Consider the following 17050-nt stretch of genomic DNA (forward strand, 5'->3'; position numbering starts at 1 on the left):
TTTTACGGCGTGCCTGGTAGTTAACGCAAAAAATAAGGGATACCTTTGCTTGCGCTATAGCTTTTGCCCAAGGAGACGCTGTGAGTACTAATCGGCCCAACGCAAGCATCTGGGACGACGACGAAGGCGAGGCCCAGCTGCGCCCCATGATGCGTAAAAATAATGCGCATCTTTTCGACGACGAACCTCCAGTTTCTTCACTTTCAGCCGCTAGCGCTGCCAGTGCCGCCGCTGCAGTAGCTGGTTACACCGCCAGTTCTGCCGCTGAGGCCAACGCCGCCTCGGCTTTGAGCGCTCCTAGCGCCTACTCGGTTGGCAGCGCCTCCTCTGCTTTGAGTGCCCGCTCTGCCGGTAGCGCCCACTCTGCGGTCAGCGCCTCTAGCGCCGCTGTGCCTTCAGCTGCCTCTGCGGCTGCGCCTGAGGCCGCTGGAGCTGCGGTTTCTGCACCCACCCCAGATTCAGCTGGTTCAGCCCCGCTCAGTGCCCGCTCTGGTGCTACTCCCGACGCCGCCCCTAACGCTGCTTCTGCCCAGTCTGGCGCCCCTAACGCTGCTTCTGCCCCGGCTATGCCACCCAGCCAGGCCCCCAAGTCAGCGCCTAGCGCACCGGTTAACGGCCCGGTTTTGGGCACCACCCCTTCGGTGCACGTGCCCGCGAGCTCTTTGGCTAACAATGGTGTGCCAGCCATGCTGGCTAACACCCCGCAGGCTACTGGCCGTCACTACACTAACGCTGAAAATGCCCACACTTCTGGCACTTTTGACTCTGCTGCCCGCCGCGCTAATGCCACCACGGCTGCTACCGGCGCCACTGCGGCTACTGGCGCTAGTGCGCTGACTGCGGCCAGTGCTGCTGCCGCTTCAGTTACTGCCCAGTCTCCCGTTAGTGCTGCCTCAGCTAATGCCCCGGAACTGGCCGACGCCGCTAAGCCAGCTGTTGCTGACGCCGGCGCCGCTAACCCTGGCTCTGGCGCGGTGCGTCGTCGTAGCCTGTTTACTGCCGTGCCTCAGCCTGTGCCTGTTGATGAGGATAGCGACGATGAAACCATCCAGGTGCCGGTAGTGCGTGAGGATCTGATCCCAGATTCCTTCTCTGCCGCTAGTGCCGTATCAGCTAGCGCCGCCTCTGCTAGCGCAACCTCGGCTGCTGAGAGCGCTTCTGCCGCTGAAACTGTCTCTGCTGCGGAAACCACTTCGGCTGCGGAAACCAGCTCTAGCGTGAGCGCCGCTAGTGCCCCCTCTAGCCTAGAGCACAGCTCCGCTGCGACCTCCCCGGCCTCAGCTAGCGGCGACGTCGCCCCGGAAAGCGCCGCCCAGGCAGACCAGGAGGCTGTAGACAGCGTCCAGGAGCTAAATGACGCGCATGAAGTTGAGGCCACCGCTATCCCGCTGCCTACCGACTTTGATGCTCCCTCTGCTATCAGCATTCCTACCCCGCCGCACACGGTGAGCTCGGCTTTGTCGGCAGAGTCCACTTTCTCTATTGATTCTGCGGTTTCTGCCGCCTCTGCCGCCTCTAGCGTGGGCATTACCCTACCGTCTGCGGCTACTCCAGCCCCAGCCGTGCCAGTCACCCTGGCGCCAGCTGTCCCGGTCACCCCGGCTGCCGGTGCCACGGACACAGCCAGCAACGAGCTCAGCAAGACCACCCCAGCTGCAGATGCACCCGAGCCGCCGGCTCCCCCGGCCCCTGAGCAGCCTGAAGCGACTAAGGCTGACTTTGCTGACGATGAGTTGGTGGCCAGTGACCACACTGAAACCACCATTATGGACGCCGCCGACATGGAGCTGGAGGAGGTTGTTAAGCCAGTAGTTACCAGCACCTCCCCGGTAGGGGTTGAGCGCCTAGACCACCTGGCCACGGCAGACTCTGCGGATCTGGCCCCGGTGGCCCCCAGCCCCTCTAGCGCGATCTTCGCCTCCACCCGCACTGCTGCTTTCAGCGATTCGGCTAACCAGTCCGATGCAGACAATGAGGTTGACGACGACGTACTGCTAGCTGGCTCCACCGTGGTCGGTAAGCCCGCCTCACGCGCTGCCGCCCACTGGGGTGGCACTCTACTGGCGCTAGTGCTGTTCCCGATCGCCTGGTTCTTGATGCACACCGCCGCTAACGCCCTCACCGGCGCTTTGGCTGATGGCTGGCCTAAGGTCTTCTCCACCGCCGGCATCATTGAGCTAGGCATGGCGATAGTGCTGCTGATCGTGGTTATGGCGACGGCGACCCGCTCTTCCCTGGGCACCTTCGTCACCGGTATTACTACCTTACTGATTGGCTTGCCCTTTGTGGTGGTGCCTTCGATTACCAAGCAGTACCTGGGTGATTTCCTGGCCAATATGGCTTTGCAGTCGCGCTTTGGCCGGATCTTGTCTGAGGCTATTCTTCTCGACGGCGTCAGCGGCCGCCTGGTGATCATTGGCCTGTTCCTGATCATGCTGGGCGTGGTTTCGCACTCTACCCGTCGCGCTGGACGCCGCGAGCGCCTAGTGATGGATCGTGCCAACACCAAAAAGTAGCCTTTAGCTAAGAGCAGCCTGGTTAGCTAACCCCAAAAAATAACCTGTTAGCGGGCAGCGTTGGCCCCCGGACTTAAAGTCCGGGGGCCAGTTACGTTTTGTGGGCGCTAGCGCGTTAGCGCCGTCTGAGGACCACCTGGTTAACGGCCAGCGGGCCGGTTAGAGTCCGGCCAGGGCACCGCCCGCGCAGCAGGGCATTAGCGCCACCGCGTAGCAAGCGCTAGCACGCTAGCGGGTGATGGTGTGGTGGTGCTGTGTAGCACCAAAAATAGCCTCGTTGTCGTACTCGAAGTTGTTTGGGCTGATGGGTTTACCGGCAGCCATTTCGGCGCGCATATGGGCCACTACCGCATCCAGAGTGCCGAATTTAGCGGCCACTAAACGCTGACGCTGGTAGCCCACCCCGTTGCGACTGATGTCGTCCAAGATGGCAAGGTCATCTAGGCAGCCCAGGTCTGCAGCGGCAGGCTCTAGCTCTTTAAGCAGTAGCGGCAGGGTGTCGGTAATGAGCGCCTCATCGCCGTGGATGTTTTCGATCAAAATCGCTTCCATGCCGTAGCGAGCAGCACGCCACTTGTTTTCGTCCAGGAACCAGGGCGAAATGGTTTCTAGGGTTTCACCCTTATCTAGGCGTCGTGAAGCGGTTTCTACCAGGGCATGTACCAGGGCAGCAATGGCGCGCACCTCGGTTAAGTTAGTGGCGGCGTCGGCCACGCGCACCTCAATGGTGCCCAGGCGCGGCGAGGGGCGAATATCCCAGCGGATCTCGTCGAAGTGGTCAATCACGCCGGTTTTGAGCATGTCGTCGGTGTAGTGCTCCAGGTCCTGCCAACGCTCAAATAGGCGCGGTACGCCCGCCGTGGGCAGCTGCTGGAACACCATGGCGCGGTTGTCACAGTAGGCAGTGTCCACGCCCGCCCAGAACGGGGAAGAAGCGCTGAGGATCTGCATATGCGGCAGTTTGGTGGCCAGGTAGTTCAAGATCGGCATGACCTTGTCACGGTCCTCAATACCCACATGCACGTGGGTGCCAAATAGCAGCATTTGCCGGCCCCAGAACTGGGTACGGTTAACTAGCTCGGCGTAGCGACCTGAGTCTGACACGCGCTGGAAAATTGGGTCAGCAAAGGGGTGTGAGCCGGCGCTGGCCAGGTCGATGCGTAGCGGCTCTAGCACCGGGCGTAGCAGCTCTATGCCTTCTTGTAGGTCGGCGGCGCAGGCGGCCACGGAGAACTGTTTGCGTGAAACTAGCTCCACCGTGTTACGTAGCATCTCCCCATGCACCAGCGGGGTGTCGGGGTGGGCGCGGTGGAGCTGGTCAATTACCCAGTCACCGCATTGGCGTAGGTTTTCGTCGTCGCAGTCAATTAGCTGAAGCTCCCACTCCACGCCAATGCTGCTACGGTCCGACTTGGCAAAGTCGATGGCCATTTTTTCTCCTCTACGACGCCGTCCCTGCTTTAGGGCTTATATGGCGCCGTTTGTTTTGGGCCAGCTTAGGCGCAGTGTGTGCTTAGGCGGTGCGCTGGTAGCGCTCAACGAAGCGGGTAATGAGCTGGTTAGCGCTGAGTACATCAGCACTGTCGCAACGCGCTATGACGGCGGCCTTCTGGTCTGCAGGGTAGTAGGTGTCTCCGTAGGTGTTGATGCGGATATGCATACCTTTACGGGTGATTTCGGGGTGGAACTGGGTGCCGTAAACGTTTTTACCCCAGCGCAGCATTTGCACGTGGCAAAAGTCCCCGGTGGCGAGGATGGAGGCCCCCTTGGGCAGTATCCCTACGGCCTGTGAGTGGCCGGTATAGGAGTAGAAAACTGGGCCTGCGTGGGCGGTAAGCGGGTCGCGGTGACCGTCGTCGGTAAGGCTGATACGGGGGGCCTGTAGGTCCTCCCCGAAGCCGTCTACCAGTTTGCCGCCGCTAGCTAGACTCAGCGCCTGCAAGCCAAAGCAAATACCCAGGGTGGGGAAGTCTTGGTCGATCAGACGCTTAGCTAGCGCACGTACACGCCGCTCTACGCGCTGATGCTCGGGGGATTTGTCCTCGCCGTGGAAGCCGAAGGGAGAACCCGTAATGATTACCCCGCTGTAGTCGCGTTGCAGGTTTAGGGTTTCCGGCTCACATGCATCGGTATCTAGTAGATCCATGATCTCTAGATCCTCATCACCTAGGCGCCCGTACATTCGCAGCGTGTTTAACTCATCAGTGGCAATGTCTCCGGTGGGACGGCAAACAGCCACAAGGAATGGTAAACGCGAGGTTGCGGGTGCCGATTCGGTGTGCATACATTGCACGCTACCAGTAACCATCAGCAACGCACACTATGACAATGGTTAAAAACAAAACGTCCCAGGAGCTTTACTCCTGAGACGCAGTTTATGAGTCGGGGTGACAGGATTTGAACCTGCGGCCTCTTCGTCCCGAACGAAGCGCGCTACCAAGCTGCGCCACACCCCGTGGTGCCTGCCTATCATAGCGTGTTTAGCAACCTTAAAGCCAATTGCAACCCAAACTTGGGATGTGTAGCGCGTTACAAACAGCTATTTAGCGGGCCGTGAGGGTCAGCAGGGTGGCTTCAGGGCGGCAGGCGGTGCGTACCGGCGTGAAGGGGCTGGTCCCCAAACCTGCCGAGACGTGCAGGTAGGCCTGGCCCTCCTCGCTAGCTGGGGCAGTGCCCTTGTGGATGGCTTTGAAGCTGGCAGGCCAGGTACTTAGGCCGCTGGCCTGGGCTGGGGGTAGATCACAGTTGGACACTAGGGCCCCATAGCCGGGTAGGCACAGCTGCCCTCCATGGGTGTGTCCAGCCAAAATTAGCTGGGCGCCATCGGTCACCATCTGGTCTAGTACGCGCTGGTAAGGGGCATGGGTTACGCCAATTTTCACGACGGCGTCGCTAGCTTCCCCTGCAGCGCCCTCCCCCGCAGCTACAGGCTCCGGGAAGGCGTCGTCGTCGGCATGAGCATCAGCCACACCCACTAGCTCGATGAGCTGACCGGCCGCTTCCACCATATCGCGACAGTTATCCAGGTCTTTCCAACCGCCAGCTAGCTGCATGTCACGTACTTCCTCCCAGGGCAGTACAGGCAAGTCAGCAACCGGATCATCATTGCTACGCGGATCGCGGCGCAGGTAGCGAGTGGGTGAACGGAAAACCGTGCCGTGACGGTCGTGATCACCGAGCACAAAGGCGCCGGGGAAGGCCAGTAGCGGCTCCAGGGCCTCACCTAGGGCGCTTACGCCACCTAGGGTAGATAGATTGTCACCAGTGTTAATAACCAGATCTGGCTCAATATCTGCTAGTGCCCGCACCCACGCCACCCGGGCTTTGGTAGCTCCTGTTAGGTGCAGGTCAGCAATATGCAGCAGCTTGATGGGCGCCGAGCCGGGGGCCAGTACGGGCACCTCAATGCGACGCAGCACCGGCCAGCGAGCCTCGATTAGGCTCCACCCTAGGGTTGCCACCCCCACGCCGCCGACAGTGCCGACGGCGCAGGCTAGCTGTTTAAGCGCACTCACTGGCCGTTCCCGCTGTTGCGACGGTCCTGGGGGGTACCGGTGGAGTTGTCAGCACTCAAACCGTTGTTGGTGGTGTTGCCACCCTGGGAGTTGTTGTAGTTACCGTTGGTGCCGTTGTTGTAGTTGCCGTTATTGCCGGTACCGTTGTTGTTAGTACTGCCATTGTTATTGCCGTTGTTGTTATTGTTGTTGTTGTTATTGTTGTTGTTGCCATGGGGGGTGGCCCCGGTGTTGCCGACGGCGCTGTTGCCACCCAGGCTGACCTGGTTGAACTGCTGAACTTCAGTGCCCGAAAGAGCCGAGTTCATGTAGTCGCGCCACAGCGGGGTGGGCAGGTCAGAACCGTACATGGTGGAGTAGTAGCGACCACCAATAACCTGGCCGTCCATGTGGAAGTTACCCTCAGAGTGGCCTACCCACACGGCGGTGGACAGCTGCGGCACAAAGCCCACGAACCAGGCGTTATCCATCTTTTCGGTAGTACCGGTCTTACCTGCGCTAGGCCGGTTAAGGGCAGCCGCTGCGCCAGTACCGTTCCCCTTCATTACATAAGTCAGGGTCAATGCCACCTGATCTGCGTGAGTGGGGTCCATAACCTGACGGCAGGCAGTTGAGGGGACCTTGATCTCAGTGCCGTCATCCTTGGTTACCTTGGTGATGGCGGTGGGCGGGCAGTAGGTGCCGTGAGCCGCGAAGGTGGCGTAAACATTGGCCATGGTGATCGGAGCTACGTTCATGGTGCCCAGCACCATGGAGGGGTTGTGGTCGATTTCCCCACCATCAACCGTGGTTATACCCAGATCCTTAGCCAGGCTAGTGACCGCACACAGGTCCATACGGCTAAGCATGTATACGTAGCTAACGTTTACCGACAGGGCAGTAGCGTTAATAACCGTGTGGTTAACGTTTTCTGAAGCATTAGCGTTAGACACGTTCCAGTTTTCAATGGCGAAACCCGGGTCACAGCTGGCGTGGAAGTCACCGGTAGTGAAGGTGTGGGGGGCACCGCCTAGCACCGTGTAGCCAGACATACCCCGTTGGTACCACTGGGCCAAAACAATCGGCTTGAAGGATGAACCAGGCTGGAAACCACCAGTGTTAGAGCCACCATGCTTAGAGTCGGCCGCGTAGGACAGCTTAGTGGCGGTGGGGTCATCATTGCTGGGCTCACCATAGTTGGTATTTTGCACCATGGTGATGATCTTGCCGGTGCCCGGCTCGATAGACACTAGTGCACCCTTAACGTTGGACTCATCCCCAGTGGGCAGCCAGTTAGCCATGGTGTCGTAAGCGGCCTGCTGCTTGGCCATATCCAAGGTGGTGGTGATCTGCAGACCACCACGCAGCAGCAGCTGACGGCGAGTAGCCTCATCCTTACCGTAGGCGTCGTTGGTGAGGATCTCACGCACCACGTATTCACAGAAGTAGGCAGCACTCTTGGTTACGCCGTCAGAGCCTGAGCCACAACCACCGACGGCGTTGGTTACCTTCAGCATGGAGTCGATGCTCTGACTGGTGGCTTCCTTGTACTGCTCCTGAGTGATGAACTTTTCCTCAAGCATCTTCTGGAGCACCCAGTCACGGCGGGTCTTAGCCGCCTCAGGGTTGGTGATGGGGTCGTAACGGGTAGGCCAGTTAGTCATACCGGCCAGCAGTGCAGACTCACCAATGGTTAGGCTGTCGGCGCTGTGAGAGAAGTAGTGACGGCTGGCAGCCTCAATACCGTAGGTGGAAGGACCGAAGGCGGCAATATTGAGGTAACCCTCTAGGATCTGCGCTTTGGTGTAACGCTTTTCCAGCGTTAGCGCATACTTGGCTTCACGCAGCTTACGAGCCGGGGTGGCGGCGCGAGCAGCCTCCACAGCCTCCGGGTCGCTAGCCTGCAAACCTGCCTCAATAAGCACGTTCTTGACGTACTGCTGAGTCAAGGTAGAGGCACCCTGGGTGGAGCCACCAGCGGCGTTGGTGACTACTGCACGCAACATACCCGACAGGTCCACACCCTTGTGCTTGTAAAAACGCTTGTCCTCAACGGCCACGATAGCGTTTCGGGCATTCTTGGAAATCTTGGCTAGCGGCACCACAATACGGTTTTCCGCATAGAACTGGGCGATGGTCTGCCCATCAGAACCCTTCAGATAGGAGATCTGGGAGGGCTGAAGCACGTTGAAGTCGCTAGGTAGCTCATCAAACAGCTGCACTGAGGCATCTGTGAGAACTGAAGCCGCCCCTACAAAGGGCAGCGCAAAACCGGCGGCGAACACACCGCCACCAACGGCCAACATAAAAAATGAGAGCAGTGCGGCAAGTAGCTCCCGGGGAGAGGATAGGGAGACTCTCGAGCTAGCAGACTTCGACATAGTCCCTAGCCTACGTCATGGGGCAAGCAATGAGACAGAGCGGCTTGGTAACACTTCTGCACGTAGGCCAAAATTTTTGTTAGGACTAATACCTTCTCTAGACCCATTTTTGTGCCGTTTTGGGAAATTTTGAAATAACGTGCAGCGAGAATTTGAATCCGCGGACAAACAGGCGTAGAGTCTGGGGTGAGCTGAGTAACAAAGAAGTGCTCGCCTGGACAAATGAAAGTAGTTCCAAAATGAATAACGAAATTCATTCCTGGACCCAATTGGCAGCGTGTGCCGGCATAGACACCACCCTGCTGTTTGGAAAGGGCGCCGAGCAAAGGCAAGCACGCGAGTTGTGCTACTCCTGCCCGGTGCGTTTGCAGTGCCTGGCTGAAGCTCTTAACGCCGACACCGATTTTGGAGTTTGGGGCGGTTTAACTGAACGCGAACGCCGCGCCCTGGCCCGCAACATGCCTCACATCACTGACTGGACTGCCTGGCTCTCCAGCGACGATGCCCTGGCGGAGGAAATCCGCCAGTTACGTAAGCCCGCCCGCACCTCCCTACTGCGCCGCAAGCCCAACCTGAGCGAGAGCGTCTCGCACACCACCCCCACTCGCGCCGCAGCCTAAGATCAGACCACTTCAAAGCCCCCCACACCCACTCTTTCATCCCACTAACAGGTAGGGTGTAGCCATGACTACTTGGGAATACGCAACCGTGCCGCTAATCACGCACGCAACTAAGCAAATCTTGGACCAGTGGGGCGCCGACGGTTGGGAACTAGTTCAAATCGTTCCCGGCCCGGCAGGCACCGAAAACCTAATCGCCTACCTCAAGCGTCCCACCAACTAGTTATCGCTAGCGCAGAAAACTAGTACAGATAAATCAGTGCCCGGTCGTAATTAATACGACCGGGCACTAAAGCTTATGGGCGCTATTTATGCGCGTTTATCAGCTTATGGGCGCTTATCAGCGGGCGCGGCGCTTGAGACGCTCGACGTCGATAAGGGTTACAGCGCGCCCCTCCAGGCGGATCCAACCACGAGAACTGAACTCAGCTAGAGACTTGTTGATGGTCTCACGCGAAGCTCCAACTAGCTGAGCTAGCTCTTCCTGGGTTAGGTCGTGGGGGACATGGATGCCGTCTTCAGTGGGTGCACCAAAGCGCTCAGCCAGGTCCAACAGGGCTTTGGCTACACGTCCGGGAACATCGGAGAAGACCAGGTCAGCCAGGGCAGTGTTGGTGAGGCGCAGACGTACCGCCAGGGCGCGCAGCATGTCCTTGGCTAGCGTGGGGTGGGAGTCAATGAAACCCATTAGCTGGTTGTGTTCTAAAGCCAGTAGCTCAGTGGTGGCCACAGCAGTAGCAGTAGCAGAGCGCGGGCCCGGATCAAATAGGGTTAGCTCGCCGACTATTTCGCCGGGGCCTAGGACCGCTAGTAGGTTCTCACGGCCGTCAACAGAGGTGTGACCTAGCTTCACCTTACCGGTGAGCAGGATGTATAGGCGGTCGCCGGAGTCACCTTCATTGAATAGAACTTCACCACGGCGCAGAGTTGTCTGCGACATCATGCCACGTAGCTCTTCTCGCTCCTCAGGCGACATACGCTCGAAGAGTGGGATGCGCGCAATGATGCTGTCTTCCATATTGCGTCTCCTCGTTTGGGGATCAGGTAGCCGTCAAAGGGCTGATTATTGACTAATTTACCACACCTGTGACGTGGTCCACTAGCGATTTTGGGCATTTATACTCAGAGTTACTCAGGGCTGAGGTGGTAACGTCTGTGCAGATCAGTGCCATTTTTACTAGCTTTAGGTGAATTTTTGTGACAGCTTGCCACAAAGTTGTCAGACCTATAACCGCCCGCCCTATTTTGCGTCAGCTACCCTAAAGCGCACTTAACAGACACCTTTTTAGATCTATTTCCCTGCGCCAGCAGAGAATTTTCAGGCTTCCTCGGTTTAAGACACCAAGCATTTCACTGGTGAAATTGTAATGACCAGGCCCCCTCAAACTGCCCTTATCGGTTAACCTGGAGGGGTGCCTCAGGTTGAAACAAAAGCGAACTACCGCGCCCGCATGGCTCAGCGCCAAAGCGTCATTATCGGTACCTGTCTAGTTCTAATGGTTATTGCTACGGCCTTCGGTTTGGTCGTAGGCACTGGACTAGTCAAAGTGCCAGACCCCGGTTTCCAGGCCGTGCCCACCCCTACGCTAATTAAGCGCATCCCGGTGTGCCCCACTGCTCAGGCGGTTACCGGCGAGATCACCGACATTAGCGTCAATATCTACAACGGCACCAAGAAGGCCGGTTTGGCCGGTAGCGCCGAGACCAACTTGAAAGACACCGGTTTAACCGTACTTAGCACTGGTGACTGGGCTGAGGGCGCCTACGATGGCAATGTGCTGCTCACCGCCGGCCCAGCTGGTATCACCAATGCTTACACCGTGGCCCAGGTGTTTAGCGGCACCGTAGTGGTCCAGCAGGACCCGCGCGCCTCTTCCTCAGACACCACTGTTAACGTAATTTTGGGTGCCCAGTACAACCACGGCATCAAGTCTGCTGCGGAAATGGCTGCTATTAAGTCCGGCTCGCCCATTACTGCCCCCGCCGGTTGCTCTCAGCCCACTGCGGCCGCCTCCGAGGGCAAGAAGTGACCTTTTTTGCTTGCGCTTATATTCACCTTCTTACAGCTAGGGGTTGTTAGCGCATTAACCTACTTCAAGCTGGCAGCATGGGCCCGCGCTTATATAAAGGCTGTGGGCGATGTTCCCCGTGAAGCTTGGTCCGCCAAAGACCTGCTGTTAGTAGCCGCTTTAACCAATCGAGGCATGGCGGTTAGCGTGCTACTAGGTGGGGCGCTTTTAGTGGGGGCTCTGTCACTACCCCAGGCCTTAGGCGCCCCGGTTGCGGCGACGTCGCTATCCCTGCCCGTACCGGTACTAGCCGCCCTGATCCCTGCCGCCCTAGTGGACTGGCGCGTGCAGCATTTACCCACTCGTCTGCTTTTAGTTGCCGGCGCAGTGCTGCTTTTCGGGATGGGTTTAGCCTGGCTAGGCCCGCAAGTAGCGCCTGCTGGTATCGACGACGTCGCCGCTCCCCTACGCGCTGGCGACTTACTGCGGGCTTTGGGCGGGGGCGCCCTGGTGTATATTGCCCTGGCTGCATTGAGTTTGCTGCCGCAGCTGTGGGGGCGGGCCCCGGGGATTGGTATGGGCGACGCGAATTTGTATGTGGTGCTGGGGCCGCTGTTGGCTTTGCACGGCTGGAGTACCCTGCTAATGGGCTTGTATTTGGGTTTTTTCTTTGGTGGTCTGGTGGCGCTGGCTTTGCTACTTAGCGGCAGGTTGAAACTTAAGGGACGTATCGCTTTTGGGCCTTGGTTGATGGCGGGGGCCGCAGCGGCCCTGGCGCTGAGTGTGTCCTAACTACTACTGCCACAGCATTAGCTTGCGGCGAAATTAGGTCTAGACTGGTGGTCTGGCAGCGCTCGGACGACGACGCTCGAACGCGCCAGACGCACGGGCTCTGCCGCATGGACCCCTTTTTCCATTGCGACAGGAGACAGTAAATGTCTAAGGCAGGTTTTTGGACCCTGCACGGTGACGGCCGCTCAGTAAAGCCGGGAGACGTCGTCGCCCCCCACGAACGTCTAACCTGGCCGCGCACCATCGGGATTGGTGTGCAGCACGTGGTAGCTATGTTCGGCGCTACCTTCCTGGTGCCGCTGCTCACCGGCTTCTCCCCTACTACTACTTTGTTCTTCTCCGGCCTGGGTACCTTGCTGTTCCTAGGAATTACTGCCGGACGTTTGCCTTCCTATCTAGGTAGTTCTTTTGCCCTGATTGCCCCTATTGGCGCAGTCACTGGCTACAACGCTTCTAATGGCGGTTTGATTGACCCACACAAGGCCTCCCTGGCTCAGGGAGGCATTATTGCGGTGGGTCTAACCCTGGCGGTTATTGGTCTGCTGGTGCACTTTGTGGGTGCCGGCTGGATCGACAAGCTGATGCCTCCGGTGGTTACCGGCGCGATTGTGTCCCTGATTGGTTTCAACCTGGCCCCCTCAGCCTGGAACAACGTTAAGCAGGCTCCTATCACCGCCACCGTCACTATTGTCTCTATCCTGCTGATCACGGTGCTGTTTAAGGGCATCATTGGGCGTCTGTCCATTTTGATTGGTGTGCTGATTGGTTACGCCACCGCCGTGGCCCTGGGTGAAGTTGACTTCTCCACTATCGACAAGGCCGCCATCGTGGGTCTACCCGCCTTCCACGCTCCCAGCTTTGACTTTAAGTACCTGGGGGTGTTTGTGCCCGTAGTGCTGGTGCTGGTGGCTGAGAACGTGGGTCACGTTAAGTCCGTGTCTGCTATGACTGGCGAAAACTTGGACAACATCACCGGTCGCGCCCTGTTTGCCGACGGCGTTTCCACCATGCTGGCCGGTAGCGGCGGTGGTTCTGGTACCACCACCTACGCCGAGAACATTGGTGTTATGGCCGCTACCCGCGTTTACTCCACTGCCGCCTATGTGGTGGCCGGCATTTCTGCCCTGGCGCTGAGCCTGCTACCTAAGTTCGGCGCGGTTATTGCCACCATTCCCGCTGGCGTGCTAGGCGGCGCCGCCACGGTCCTGTACGGCATGATCGGTATGCTGGGTGTGCGTATTTGGGTGCAGAACAAGGTTGACTTCTCTGACCCGGTAAACCTCAACACTGCGGCTGTAGCCATGGTTGTAGCTATCGCTGACTACACCTGGGTAGTGGGCGACATGTCCTTCTCCGGTATCGCCCTGGGCTCCTTCGGCGCCATCATCATCTACCACCTGATGCGCGCTATCTCGAAGCTGCGTGGCACCAACCTGGAAAGCCCCTCCCCCGCCTCAGCACCTGCCGGTGTGGAACTGGAGGGTCCAGCCTATTCCAAGCGCCACAAGCAGGCTCCTAAGGCTGACGAGCAGGAGTAACTGACCGTTACCCAATAACACTAGGGTCACTTATGTTTCACGTGAAACATAAGTGACCCTACGTTTATCTGGGATAGTCAAAACGGCTGTGGCCGGCTAGGCCTACCTTGCGTGCCGGCATACCCACCTTGTGTGCCGGCACGCCTGCTTCGAGCTGTCAGCATGCACAGTTTGTGCGCCGGCACGCCCAGCTTCGAGGGTCAGCACGCCCAGTTTGTGTGCCGACAGATCCAACTTTGATAGTTGGCAGCTGGGTTGATGTTGCGCCCTGCGGCCCAGCTGGGCACACTTAAGACATGAGCGTATCCGGCGTATTTACACACCAGCCCCCCAATAACAATGCCGGCGCTAATCAAATCGGCTTCCCGGGCCAGATTGTTCCTGACGATTTTGTGTTTCCAGGTACGCAAGAAGTAAATCCACGTGAGGTATTTGCTTTTGCTGGCTATAACGCTCCGCGACAAAAAACTCCAGCAATCTGCTTCATCGCCCTAGTCTCGCTACTACTATCCCCGATTCCCGGGGTAGTTCTCGTAACCATGGTTTTGGGGATTTTTGCGATCGTAGAATCTAAGCGGGCCGGTTATCGCGGCTGGGTAATCTCCTGGATCGCCACTATTATTTCCTGCCTGGTTTTTGCCCTTTACCTCCTGGCAAACGCTTAAACGGCGCTGCTAAGCCTAAGCCCCACGGCACCATCGAGCCTAAGCTCCAGTACGCCGTCGGCCCCGATACCCAGGGCGCCGTCGAGGAACCCCGAGGGCACTGTCGAAAAACGCAGCCAGCAGGCCTTTACAGGTCACCACGCTTTTGCAGGCGCTGCAAGGACAAGTAACCCAGCGGAATCGGGATCCAGAAGGTAACCAGACGGTAAACCAGCACCGCAGACACAGCCACACCGCTAGGTACCCCGGCAGTAACCAAACCACCGGTGAGAGCCAATTCCACCGGACCCAAACCGCCAGGCGAAGGCACCACAGAACCAACCGTGTTAGAAGCCAGGTAAGTAATCGCCAGCACCGCGAAAGGCAGCGAATAGCCGAAGGCCCACAGTGAAGCCCCGAAAGACAAAATGTAGGCCAGCGACAAAATCACGGTACCCAACACGCCCACACCCATACGGGTGGGGTTGGAAGCCAACCACACCAGACGCGGCCACACCTGCTTAACAGTGGGCTCAATATGCACCCAAATCCAGTTGCGCAGCTGCGGTACCGCCAAAGCCGCTGCAGCCACTAAAATCGCCACCACTACCGCAACCAGCACCCAGCCAGAAGGCAGCGACAGGCCCGAAGAGGTACCGGTGGTAGCCGCCAAAATACCCAGCAGCACCACAGTTACCGCAAACTGGGAAACCTGCACCAACGCCACGGTGGCCACACCCACCGCCGTCGGCACCCCCTTGCGGTTAAGGAAACGCAGGTTCATAGCCGCCCCACCCACACCAGCCGGGGCCACCAGCGCCACCACAGAGGAAGCAAAATGTACCTCAGTAGCCCGAATCAAGCCCAGCTTGTTGGGGGTGAAAGCCACCAGCGTCATACCGGCGCCCACATAGGTGGCCAGAGAGAACACCAGCGCCGCCAAGAACCACCAGAAATTAGCTTGCGCCACCGCCGCAGAAATCTGGGTGAAGTTCATCTGCCCCAGCACTGTCCACAGCGCCACCACACCCACAATCGCCATGAAAATAGTGCGTGCAGAAAAGCGGTTAATCTTAGCCGGTTCAGCCTGGGCCGTGGGCACCAGCGCCACCAGCGCATCACGCAACTCCTGCAAAATCTTGCCACGCCGCCCCATAGCGGCGCGGGTAGAACGCGGTAGCACCACCTTTTGCAGCATCGGCGCGATAGAAGCCACCTGATCCTGGTCTAGCACCCGCGAGGCGGAGGCAATAGCTCGCTCCACCCCCACATTTAGGGCCACCAAAGCCAAGGTTTGGGCTAGGTCCATGCGGCGCGAGAGCTCAGAGGAAGCCAACTCGCCGTCATCCCAGTCGGTTAGCCAAATATGGTCGCCAGCATCCACCAGCACACTTTGATCGCTGATGGCGCGGTGGGCCAGGCCAACCGTGTGAGCGCGACGCAGCTGAGTCCACAAATCCAGCAAAGTGTCGTCAGAGATTTGGTCGCCTAACTGCCCAAATGAGCGCGGAGAGACAATATGCTCAGTGACCAGCAGCATTGATTCTTCTGCCTCAGCTACGCCCAGAATTTGCGGAGAGCGCACAGCCCGACTGCGCGCCATCTGGTTCATCATCACCGTGTTTTCTGCGCCGGCGCGTACCGAATAGTTTTTAGCCGGGGCCAGGCCGCGCGTACGCAGGGTGTCCCAGGCGGTGGACAGGAAGCCCACCACGTGCGTGTCAGTGTCCATTACGCTCAGGTCATAGCGTTTGCCGTCTCGGTCCCACACAGCGTAGATACGGTGAATATCTTCGCTTTGGGACTGCCACAGCTCTTCGGCTAACTCCAGCTCGTGGGCGCAGTTGTAGTCAGGTAAGGGGGTAAGTTTTTCGTTGTCTCCTGCGGGAGCTAGGACTTGGGGAGTTTCAGCTTCGACGACGGCGCCGTCGTCTTGGGGGGAAACGATCGGGTTTTCGCGTACTTTCTCGGTATAACCAAGCTGGGAGTCGGTACGTACCTGCCAGGCTTGCAGGGGGGCTTGGCGCGGGTTTAGACGCACCACCTTGACAGCGTCCACACCGCAGCGGCGCAGGCCACGTGCTAGAGCTATCCCGGTGGCGTTTTCGCTGGCTACACCCATAATGTAAAGCACCAGGTAACTGGCAATCAGACCTAGCAACACTGAGGCTACCGCTGCCAGCAGGGTGATAGCTGAACGCAACACCGAAATACCCACCACAATTCCCAGCAGCCACCAGGAAGTTTTCACCAGCTTGGATTGGCGTTTACCGGAAGCCAAAATAACTGCAGCCAAGGCAGCATAGGTGGGTGAGAGAATCTCGTAGGTGTTTAGGTTGCGGTAGGAGATCATGCCGTTGTGCACCTGGTTAAACAGCGGCAGCTGCAACAGGTATATGAACAGTGCAGATAGCAGATAAGCACTGATTAGGGCGATCAAGGCTTGGCCTGAACGCCACCAATCTTTGTGCAGCAGGGCGCGGCCCATCAAAGCTAAGGGCAGCGCCAAAGTGACGATGCCTTCAAAGGCTTGCAGCGGGAACACCAACACCCGGCGCAGCAGCTGGGAAAAGACGGTCTGCACATCATAAATGACAGCGGTGGTGGTTTCCTGGGCGAACACAGCCAGCAGAAAAACCGTTACTAGACCTAGCGCGCAGAAAGCAGCAAATAGCAGGTCGCGGGTGCGGTGCTCGCGCCGCTCTAGAGTGTCAACCAAGGTTAGGGTGCTGGTTTCCACCAAAGCTGGCTGCGGCTTCACTTGGGAGGTGGTGCCTACGCGGGGAAAACCTACTGAGCGGGCCGAGCTGGCGGCCTCAGTGGGGGCGCTGGGTTTTTCGACGGCGGTAGCTACCCGGCTATCCGGGGTGGCGGCGGGGCTACCGGCCGCAGATTGATCTGGCGCTTGGGTCATGGGGCTAGTCTATGAAACTAGGCCTTATATCCCCACCTATCCCCGCTAAATAGGAATTAGCTCATTAATGATGTTTTATTTTTGTCCGTTGCACCTTCCAAGACACTATCTAGATAACAAAGCGCGCACCCGGGCTAGCAGC

At 58.4% G+C, this 17050-nt stretch carries 13 protein-coding genes and 1 tRNA gene; 7 read left to right on the forward strand and 7 right to left on the reverse strand.

Annotated elements, in window-relative coordinates; all coding sequences use genetic code 11:
- Nucleotides 1–80: 80 nt before the first annotated feature.
- Nucleotides 81–2516 (forward strand): RodZ family helix-turn-helix domain-containing protein, encoded by a 2436-nt coding sequence (locus HMPREF0045_RS09710; protein ID WP_005986590.1) that lies wholly within the window; start codon nucleotides 81–83, stop codon nucleotides 2514–2516.
- A 228-nt stretch (nucleotides 2517–2744) separates the two neighbouring features.
- Here the strand turns inward: HMPREF0045_RS09710 and HMPREF0045_RS06280 are convergent, their stop codons facing one another.
- The 5 genes from HMPREF0045_RS06280 to HMPREF0045_RS06300 form a co-directional block, all read right to left on the reverse strand.
- Nucleotides 2745–3947: a glutamate--cysteine ligase gene (locus HMPREF0045_RS06280; RefSeq protein WP_005986592.1), complete on the reverse strand. Its 1203-nt coding sequence runs from the start codon at nucleotides 3945–3947 to the stop codon at nucleotides 2745–2747.
- Nucleotides 3948–4029: 82 nt separating this feature from the next.
- On the reverse strand, nucleotides 4030–4800 hold the full coding sequence (locus HMPREF0045_RS06285; protein WP_155813114.1) for a glutamine amidotransferase-related protein: 771 nt from the start codon (nucleotides 4798–4800) through the stop codon (nucleotides 4030–4032).
- Between the two features lie 98 nt (nucleotides 4801–4898).
- Nucleotides 4899–4972: transfer RNA gene (locus HMPREF0045_RS06290), tRNA-Pro, on the reverse strand.
- An 87-nt stretch (nucleotides 4973–5059) separates the two neighbouring features.
- A complete protein-coding gene (locus tag HMPREF0045_RS06295; protein ID WP_005986596.1) occupies nucleotides 5060–6031 on the reverse strand; it encodes a metallophosphoesterase in 972 nt (323 codons plus the stop codon).
- The gene (locus tag HMPREF0045_RS06300; protein ID WP_005986598.1) at nucleotides 6028–8391 is read right to left on the reverse strand and encodes a transglycosylase domain-containing protein; all 2364 of its coding nucleotides are present in this window, start codon (nucleotides 8389–8391) and stop codon (nucleotides 6028–6030) included. Before HMPREF0045_RS06300 ends, HMPREF0045_RS06295 begins: the two co-directional genes overlap by 4 nt.
- Nucleotides 8392–8630: 239 nt before the next feature.
- Between HMPREF0045_RS06300 and HMPREF0045_RS06305 the strand changes: the two genes are divergently transcribed.
- On the forward strand, nucleotides 8631–9011 hold the full coding sequence (locus HMPREF0045_RS06305; protein ID WP_005986600.1) for a WhiB family transcriptional regulator: 381 nt from the start codon (nucleotides 8631–8633) through the stop codon (nucleotides 9009–9011).
- A gap of 64 nt (nucleotides 9012–9075) precedes the next feature.
- Nucleotides 9076–9234 carry a DUF4177 domain-containing protein gene (locus HMPREF0045_RS10165; protein WP_005986602.1) on the forward strand — a complete coding sequence of 53 codons (159 nt, stop codon included), beginning with the start codon at nucleotides 9076–9078 and terminating at the stop codon, nucleotides 9232–9234.
- 117 nt (nucleotides 9235–9351) lie between these two features.
- Here the strand turns inward: HMPREF0045_RS10165 and HMPREF0045_RS06310 are convergent, their stop codons facing one another.
- A complete protein-coding gene (locus HMPREF0045_RS06310; protein WP_005986605.1) occupies nucleotides 9352–10029 on the reverse strand; it encodes a Crp/Fnr family transcriptional regulator in 678 nt (225 codons plus the stop codon).
- A gap of 394 nt (nucleotides 10030–10423) precedes the next feature.
- On the opposite strand from HMPREF0045_RS06310, the gene HMPREF0045_RS06315 reads away from it, so the two are divergent.
- The 4 genes from HMPREF0045_RS06315 (at nucleotide 10424) to HMPREF0045_RS06330 (ending at nucleotide 14015) form a co-directional block, all read left to right on the forward strand.
- Nucleotides 10424–11041: a LytR C-terminal domain-containing protein gene (locus tag HMPREF0045_RS06315; RefSeq protein WP_040315758.1), complete on the forward strand. Its 618-nt coding sequence runs from the start codon at nucleotides 10424–10426 to the stop codon at nucleotides 11039–11041.
- Between the two features lie 6 nt (nucleotides 11042–11047).
- Nucleotides 11048–11812 (forward strand): A24 family peptidase, encoded by a 765-nt coding sequence (locus HMPREF0045_RS09715; RefSeq protein ID WP_005986609.1) that lies wholly within the window; start codon nucleotides 11048–11050, stop codon nucleotides 11810–11812.
- A 143-nt stretch (nucleotides 11813–11955) separates the two neighbouring features.
- A complete protein-coding gene (locus tag HMPREF0045_RS06325) occupies nucleotides 11956–13350 on the forward strand; it encodes a uracil-xanthine permease family protein (protein ID WP_005986611.1) in 1395 nt (464 codons plus the stop codon).
- Nucleotides 13351–13646: 296 nt separating this feature from the next.
- Complete coding sequence (locus HMPREF0045_RS06330) at nucleotides 13647–14015, forward strand: hypothetical protein (protein WP_005986613.1); 369 nt, start codon at nucleotides 13647–13649, stop codon at nucleotides 14013–14015.
- Nucleotides 14016–14142: 127 nt separating this feature from the next.
- On the opposite strand, the gene HMPREF0045_RS06335 is transcribed toward HMPREF0045_RS06330, so the two are convergent.
- A complete protein-coding gene (locus HMPREF0045_RS06335; protein ID WP_005986615.1) occupies nucleotides 14143–16908 on the reverse strand; it encodes a lysylphosphatidylglycerol synthase transmembrane domain-containing protein in 2766 nt (921 codons plus the stop codon).
- Nucleotides 16909–17050 lie beyond the last annotated feature (142 nt).

It is taken from the genome of Actinomyces graevenitzii C83 (assembly GCF_000239695.1).
Lineage (GTDB): Bacteria > Actinomycetota > Actinomycetes > Actinomycetales > Actinomycetaceae > Actinomyces > Actinomyces graevenitzii.